Annotated in this window: 4 protein-coding genes and 1 pseudogene; 4 read left to right on the top strand and 1 reads right to left on the bottom strand. The window is 57.5% G+C overall.

All coding sequences use genetic code 11. The annotated features are described in order from the left end of the window. Nucleotides 1–607: 607 nt before the first annotated feature. A complete protein-coding gene (locus PGW49_RS10195) occupies nucleotides 608–775 on the bottom strand; it encodes a hypothetical protein (RefSeq protein ID WP_157966984.1) in 168 nt (55 codons plus the stop codon). Nucleotides 776–1,612: 837 nt separating this feature from the next. Here PGW49_RS10195 and PGW49_RS10190 point away from each other — a divergent pair. The 4 genes and pseudogenes from PGW49_RS10190 (at nucleotide 1,613) to PGW49_RS10175 (ending at nucleotide 7,192) form a co-directional block, all read left to right on the top strand. After that, nucleotides 1,613–2,899, top strand: a complete 1,287-nt coding sequence (locus PGW49_RS10190) for an MFS transporter (protein WP_270226423.1) — start codon at nucleotides 1,613–1,615, stop codon at nucleotides 2,897–2,899. Nucleotides 2,900–3,160: 261 nt separating this feature from the next. After that, entirely contained in the window at nucleotides 3,161–4,630 is a 1,470-nt protein-coding gene (abc-f, locus tag PGW49_RS10185; protein WP_005987409.1) for a ribosomal protection-like ABC-F family protein, read from the top strand. A 675-nt stretch (nucleotides 4,631–5,305) separates the two neighbouring features. After that, nucleotides 5,306–6,268, top strand: a complete 963-nt coding sequence (locus tag PGW49_RS10180; RefSeq protein WP_270226422.1) for an Abi family protein — start codon at nucleotides 5,306–5,308, stop codon at nucleotides 6,266–6,268. A 375-nt stretch (nucleotides 6,269–6,643) separates the two neighbouring features. After that, nucleotides 6,644–7,192: pseudogene (locus tag PGW49_RS10175) on the top strand (YjdF family protein). Nucleotides 7,193–7,321: the final 129 nt, after the last annotated feature.

The following is a 7,321-nucleotide window of genomic DNA, read 5'->3' as shown; positions in this document are numbered from 1 at the left end:
GGAGTCAGCAGGTCAATTCATATAGTTATGGGGGTGTATCCTAAAGGGAATCAAATTTACACCCCCATAACTAAGGAATTTTCTATTCCCACTCGGTGGTTATAGTTTTGCCGTCTCGTCACTCCAGTTGCACCCAGTTTTCGGCGGCATCTCGAAGTGAGTGCCGCTGAATGACGCGACGTCGCGTTTCATCGGCTTCGGGGACAAAAGCTGGGACAACTTCAAAAACCATTTTCAAACTCAGAGTATTGAGTTTTTATTTTTGTCCCAAGGGGCACGGAGAGCCGCCTTTGGAGGCTCGATATCGCCGAAAAACGCCCGTTTTGAAACTCAACCGCCTTTGAGCCTGCAAACCACCAGCTTCAACAGTAAGTGAGTCGACGCGGGTGGCTTACGAGCCGTTCACAAAACCGCAGGCCACAGGTCTTTGTCAACGATAAGCAAAGTGAATAGTCTCAGGTGGCTTGCCCATGAGTTGGCGTAAGCCTGTTTAGCAAAAGGCTAATCGGACACGACAGGCCGCCCGCATGGCGACGGCGTTTCCCGTGCGGGCACAAACAGCCCTGCGTGCCCTGTCGCGCGATATCCCAATGCGACGTTCAGAACCCTACCCGCCAAGCAGCCACCTCGCGAAATTCAGCACGAGCACGCCCTCCCGGGTATGGGGCTCATGCCTCGTGCGAGTGATGAGAATCTTCGGGAATGCATCCCCGATGGATAGAATCGGCGCAATCTCCCTCTCGAGCGTCGAATCGGCGCCGATATCGTCGCTCACATACACTTTCCTTCCCGGTTTCGAAACTTGGAAGGCAGTATGCGCAAGGATGCGTCGAGGTGCGATCCCAGTCGTACCATGCCAGCAGAGATGTCGAGGCACATTCGTTCATGCTGCAATGCGGGCATCGGAGATGAAAAACAGCCCGTCGGGTAGTCATGGGCGTGCGGGAGCCCGCATCAGTAACCTGCCTCCTCGGTTGTCCCTTCTTTGCATGGTCGTCTACATAAAGGAGGAACCAGCCATGCAGATCAGCATGCTTGCCCTTCTTGGGTCACGGACCGGGGAGGCGAGGGCCTCCGTCGGGACCGCCCCGAGCAACCGGCATATCCAAGGAATGACAAGGCTCGATCGCTGTGCTGGTCAGGATGCCGAAGCGGGCCGTCCGCCAATCGGAATGCGGGTCAGGATGCTGCAACGTGATTCCAGCTGCAGGATACGGCTCCTTTGCGGTTGCCGCAAAACCTGCTGGCAACATTCTTACTATCCGAATGATGTACGCATCCCTTGGGATCGTTTCGCCTGACCAGGGCCATCTTCAGCGCCTCATCGGCCAGCTCGGCAGGCGCCTCTTCCACGCGTAATAGCCCTGGCGGGTCACCTATGCAACCAAAGATACAAAAGGAATCGAATGGCCAGAGAGGATTGCCCTTTCCGATGGTCGATTCTTGACAGGCAAACTCAAGCCTCGTTAATATTACATGGTTTGCCAGACCGAATTAACAAAGGAGGGGTGTCGTGGTTGGTCTTTTCCGCACGTGGATGAGCGCCTAGAAAGCGGCGCTGTTGTGGCGTCGCGCTGTTTTTCTGCACGCCATTTCACGATTGGACATAACCATGATATTTGAAACCTCTCGGCGCAGGTCTGTTTCGCTGTGCCATTCATGGCAATTTAAGATTTGTTTCGTATGGGGCGGGGAGCTCGTGTCGACATTGACGAGCTTGATTCTCCAAATGGGTCTCATTTGGCATATCGCCCTCACGACAGAATCATCTTCCCTCCTCTCCCTGGCATCGTTAGCAGGCTTTCTGCCGATTGCTTTGTTCGGAGTCCTTGCGGGCGCCGTTGTCGACAGGCTGCCTTTGAAACGTGTTCTCATCGGCGCCGACCTCTTCGTTGCCGCGGTGGGCGCCGCCTTGGCGATTGCCTCGTTGGCCGGCAGCTTACCTGCGTGGTCAATACTCATCGCCCTGTTTCTCCGCGCAGCTGGCACTTCGTTCTACACGCCGGCCTCCCAATCCCTCACGCCCCATCTCGCCCCGCCAGAGCATCTCGTTCGCCTATCGGGAGTGATGCAGGCGATTCAGTCCGCCGGATACATTCTTGGCGCCGCGCTCGCGGCAGTGATTTATCCTGTGGCGGGCATTACCGCCATGATTGCCCTCGACGTGCTGGGGGCGCTTTTCGCTTCTCTAGCTGTCCTCGCCGCTCAGATAGACGCAGGAGGACTCGACGAAGCCGACCGCAGCTCGTCCTTTTCCAATAAAGTTCGAGAACTTTTCTCTGAGATTTCGGACGGCTACAAGCTGATCAGGGGATACAGGGGGCTGTTCGCCCTTCTTTGGTGCGGGTTCGTCTTCGCTTTCGCGTTCTCCCCACTCGCGGCATTGTTCCCAATAATGACCTTGGTACATTTTGGCGGTAGCACGGGGGATGCTGCTTTGGTGGAGGTCCTTTTCTCCGCAGGCATGCTGGCTGGGTCCGGCATTTTGGCGGCCACGGGAGGGTTCCGCAATAGGTCGCTCACCATGGTCGCCGCGATCGCCGGCTTCGGCGTCGTCGCAATCGCATCCGGATTGCTCGGCCCGTCGCTGTTCGCCGTTTTCCTACCGGCGAGCTTTCTTATGGGCGCATGCTCCCCGTTGTACGCGGGAACCCAGACTGCCCTTATGCAGGAGCAGATACCTCCTGAGTACCTAGGCCGCGTTTTCGGCCTCTACGGAACCATCATGGCGTGGGCCATGCCCATGGGCCTCGCGGCCCCCTCCGTTTTTGCGGATCTGCTTGGAGCTCCGTTATGGTTCGTCGGCTCTGGAGCGACCATGGTACTGCTTGCGATGGCTATGCTGCTTGCTCCGAGCGTCCGAAACGTGGGGAAAAGAGATACCGGGCGGATTCAATAGCCCAAGTATTCGAAAAAAAGAGGCGGCAGCCATCGGTTCACGCGTCAGCCTTCAAGCCCTTGCGACGACGAGGTATTGCGCCGACATCCCACATCGCGCTCCTTATTCGTCGCCAACTATCATTTTCGGATTTGCCGGCTTGCGCAAGGTCAAAACGCTCGCGCCGGCAATTGGGCAAAGGCGAAAAATCGACGTGAGCAATCTTTTTTGGCATGGCTGCGCTTCCAGTAAAAGGCTAATACACAAAAGGCGGTTCAACCTATGGAACTCATAGTCAAAGCTAAAGACATCTTTTTGGAATATGCCGGCCGCGATATCCTGGATATCGAAGAGTTGGAAATCTACTCCTACGATCGCATCGGCTTGGTGGGAGACAATGGCGCAGGCAAAACCAGCCTGCTTAAAATTCTGAGCGGCAATCTTACCATTGCGGACGCCGACGTCAGGCGCTTCGGCAGCATTGCCCTCATCGGCCAACTCGATGAACTCGACCTTGATGCGGCTCAGGACAGTGGTGAGATGCTCTCCCGTCTCAACGTCGCCGGAGTGGCGCAGGAGACGATGAGCGGCGGGGAGGAAACACGCGCCAAGATTGCCTCTGCACTCTCCCAGCATGCAAGCGCGATCTTCGCCGACGAGCCTACGAGCCACCTCGACCAAGACGGCATCCGCCTTCTCGTCGGACAACTCAAGGCATTTGATGGGGCTCTGCTCATCGTGAGCCATGACCGTCATTTTCTCGACCAGGTGGTAGACAAGATCTGGGAGCTCAAAGACGGCGGTATTTCCGAATTCTGGGGTGACTACTCCGACTATCTGCGACAGAAAGAAGAAGAGCGCAAAGCTCAGGCGACTCGATACGAAGAGGCGATGCGCGAGCGCGATCGCCTCGAAGCCGCCATCGAAAAACAACGGAAAAAAGCACGGCAGGTCGACGCCAAGCGGAAGGCTGCGAAAAAAAGCAACGAGTATGCAGGTCGATTGGGGCATCAGAAAGCAACCGGCACCAAACAGAAGAGGATGTACCAGGCGGCTAAGGACATGGAGAAGCGCCTCGAAGCGCTCGAAGGGATTGAGGCCCCAGATAGCATTCGCGCCGTGCGGTTCCGCCAGAGCAAGGCCCTGGAACTGCATAGTAAATTTCCCATCTCGGCAGACGATTTCAGCTTGAGCTTCGGCAACTGCATGCTCTATGACCACGCGAAATTCGAGATACCGCTCGGTGCCAAAGTGGCCATCACCGGTGGCAACGGTACAGGAAAGACCAGCCTGCTGAAGGCAATCGCTCGACGCGCCGACGGTATCAACATCTCTCCCAAGGCAGAGATCGGTTACTTCGAGCAAACAGGCTACAAGTTCGACGCCCGTCAGTCTGCGATCTCGTTCATGCAGGATGGTTGCGAGTACAGCATGACCGAAATTCGAGGCATCCTCGCCTCTATGGGAATCGGACCGCGCGACCTGACAAAGGACGTTGGCGTTCTCTCGGGAGGCGAAGTCATCAAGCTGCTACTCGCGAAGATGCTGCTGGGCAGATACAACATCTTGCTCATGGACGAGCCTGGAAATTACCTGGACATCAAGAGCGCCGAAGCCCTCGAGCAGATGATGAGCGCCTATGCCGGAACGATAGTGTTCGTCTCCCACGATAAGAGGCTGGTCGAGAACGTCGCAGACATTGTCTACGAAATAAAGGACACCAAGCTAGTCAAAATCTTTCAGCGCGAATAGCCCTAAATGAGCAAGAAATAATCCCCGAACGGAGACAAGGGAGTAAAACGGCAAAGAAAGAGCCTCCGTCCCAACGCAGGGAACGGAGGCTCTTTAATCGCTTTTACTCATCTCCGTCGCTGGTGGCTTTGTCATGACTCTCGTACGAAACGAAACTCAGCGGCATAGTGCGGCACTCAAAATCGCAGGTCAGAACCCTGTCGTCCTATTCCCACTCGATGGCTTCGGTTCTGTCGTCCCGTCATTCCAGTTGCACCCAGTTTTCGGCATCGACACGGAACGCGTGCCGCCGAATGACGCGATGTCGCGTTTCGTCGGCTTCGTGGACAAAAGTTGGGACAACCTCAAAAACTTTTTTTCAAACTCAGGGCATTGAGTTTTTGTTTTTGTCCCAAAGGAGCTTCCGGCCGTGATTCGGGTGCCCGATTGGGCGGAATCGCCCGTTTCTGAAACTCAACCGCAGCATCACGCGCAAGCCACTCGCAACAACTGCAAATGATTGGTCGCGGGCGGCTTCCAACGCGATTCCAAAGCCGCAGGTCAGGCGACTGCGCTGCTGACAGGGAAAGGGAGTCGTATCAGGCGGCTTGCCCATGAGTCGACGATGAGGCCTCCATCGAATGTCGAGAACATGCTGGTAAAATAGGCAATACTTTTTATGACAGGAGACCGAGCATGGCCGAACCCCACGATAGGAAGCCGATCCTCACGATCGAGCAGCAGATAGAGCACCTCAAGCAGAAGGGCGTAGCCTTCGAGCTGTGTTCCGAGGAAGAGGCCGCGGACTACCTGCGTGACAAGTGCAACTTCTTCAAGCTCGCATCCTACCACAAACTCTTCTCGAAATACGAGGGAGGCCCGCGCGACGGCCGCTACGTAGACCTCGACTTCGGCCAGCTGCGCCTGCTCGCGGCGCTCGACCAGGAGCTGCGCCACGCCCTGCTCGGCATGACGCTCGACATCGAGCATTTCCAGAAGGTGACACTGCTTCGCGAGATGGAGGACCGTGGAGAGGACGGCTACGCCATCGTGGCCGACTACATGGCATCGCTTACCACTGCAAACAGGGAGTACCGCCTGCGCGAGCTCAAGATGAGCGGCCGCAGCCCCTACAGCTCGAGCCTCTACGCGAAGTACTCCGGCGACATGCCTGCCTGGGCCTTCCTTGAGCTCACCTCGTTCGGCACCCTCATCGACTTCGTGCGCTTCTGCGCCAGGCGATGGGGCGACAGGCGCCTCGAGGCCTCCCACTACGACCTCAAGCGCGTGAAGTCCGTCCGCAACTGCGCCGCGCACGGCTCGTGCCTGATCAACTGCTTCGCCGAGAGGGGCGCCGCCCGGGGCTCGGCGTCCAGCGGCGTCTCCCGAAGGGTCGCCGCCGTGGGGATTCCCAAGGCGACCAGGAGGAAGTGGATGGGGAATACGGCCATGCAGGAGGTCGCGACCGTGCTCGTGGCGCACTCCGGCTTGGTACCCGAGGGCTCCTCGCGCTCGCGCGCCGCATCCGAGCTCGCCGAGATGTTCGCCAGGGCCGACGGCGAAACCGAGGCGCTGCCCGACAAGGGGCCCGACGCCGCAGCTCGCTCCGCGCTCGAGTTCCTTCGCAGGTTGACAGAATCGCTCGGGTTGGTAGAATAGCCTGCAGATAGCAAAACCTTCACGGTTTTAGGGGCGGACTTGCGCAAGCGACTCTGCCCTATTTTTATATTCACTCGCTATAGGAGACGGATGATACCTGGGTCAATGACAGAACTGAGAAGCCCGGAATAATGGAGCCAGTTAGAAACCCTCGGGTTTGCGGGGCGGGATCGTGAGAGCGATTCTGCCCTATTTTTTTCCTCCGTCTGCCCCAACCAAGTAGTTCGAAGATAGCCTGTAGGTGTCCTCGTGGGCGCCTTTTATTTTCAGGGAATCGGCCGCTTCATGAACGAGCGACCGGCTTGACCTAGATCGAACCGCCTTCATCTCCGTCTAGGCGCCGGCAATCAACATCGTGAATCCGCGCGTGCTACAATGCGGGCACCAGAGATGAAAACACAGTCCCCGTCGGGTAGTCGTGGGCGTGCGCTAGTCCGCATCAATAACCTGCCTCCTTGGTTGTCCCTTCTCTGCATGGTCATCTACATAAAGGAGGAACCAACCATGCAGATCAGCGTGTCGTCCACCCTGACCGTATATCACGACGGTCAATTCTGGGTCGGGCTGGCGAAGCACGTCGAGGGCGGAAGGTATGGCGCCGCCCGCATCGTCTTCGGCGCGGAGCCGTCCGATTAGGAGATCCTGCGATTCGTTACAAGCAAATGGGAGAAGCTCTCGTTCTTCGGCGACGAGGCCACGAAAACAAGCAAGCCCGCGAAGAACCCCAAGCGGCGCGCCCGCGAGGCGGCGAAAGCACTTAAGCGGCCCGCAGTGAGCACCAAGGCGCAGCAGGCGCTCGCGAATCAGCGGGAGACGATGAAGCGGGAATCAGCTCGAGCAAGAAGCCAGCGTCGCGCGGATGAGGCGGAGGCGCGCTTCGAGCAGCGAAAGCTGAAGCGTAAGCAGAAGCATCGTGGGCATTGATCGCCATTTGCAGCAAGACAAACCATATACAGTAGCGGCGCCAGTTCCACTTGAAGCCGACGCCGCGTAGACGCTGATGGAGATGGCTGCGCGCGGGCACGGGCGCGCCACCGCACTTCACAGCTTGTT

Origin of the sequence: Collinsella aerofaciens, assembly GCF_027679495.1 — a bacterium.
Classification (GTDB): Bacteria; Actinomycetota; Coriobacteriia; order Coriobacteriales; family Coriobacteriaceae; genus Collinsella; species Collinsella aerofaciens_AK.
The sequence above is the reverse complement of the archived record's forward strand: the minus strand, read 5'-3'. Positions and strand labels throughout refer to the sequence as shown.

Bases quoted from the DNA above. Each gene is read 5' to 3' on its own strand.
- PGW49_RS10190 (WP_270226423.1), top strand. From the start codon at position 1,613: ATGATATTTGAAACCTCTCGGCGCAGGTCTGTTTCGCTGTGCCATTCA.
- abc-f (WP_005987409.1), top strand. From the start codon at position 3,161: ATGGAACTCATAGTCAAAGCTAAAGACATCTTTTTGGAATATGCCGGC.
- PGW49_RS10180 (WP_270226422.1), top strand. From the start codon at position 5,306: ATGGCCGAACCCCACGATAGGAAGCCGATCCTCACGATCGAGCAGCAG.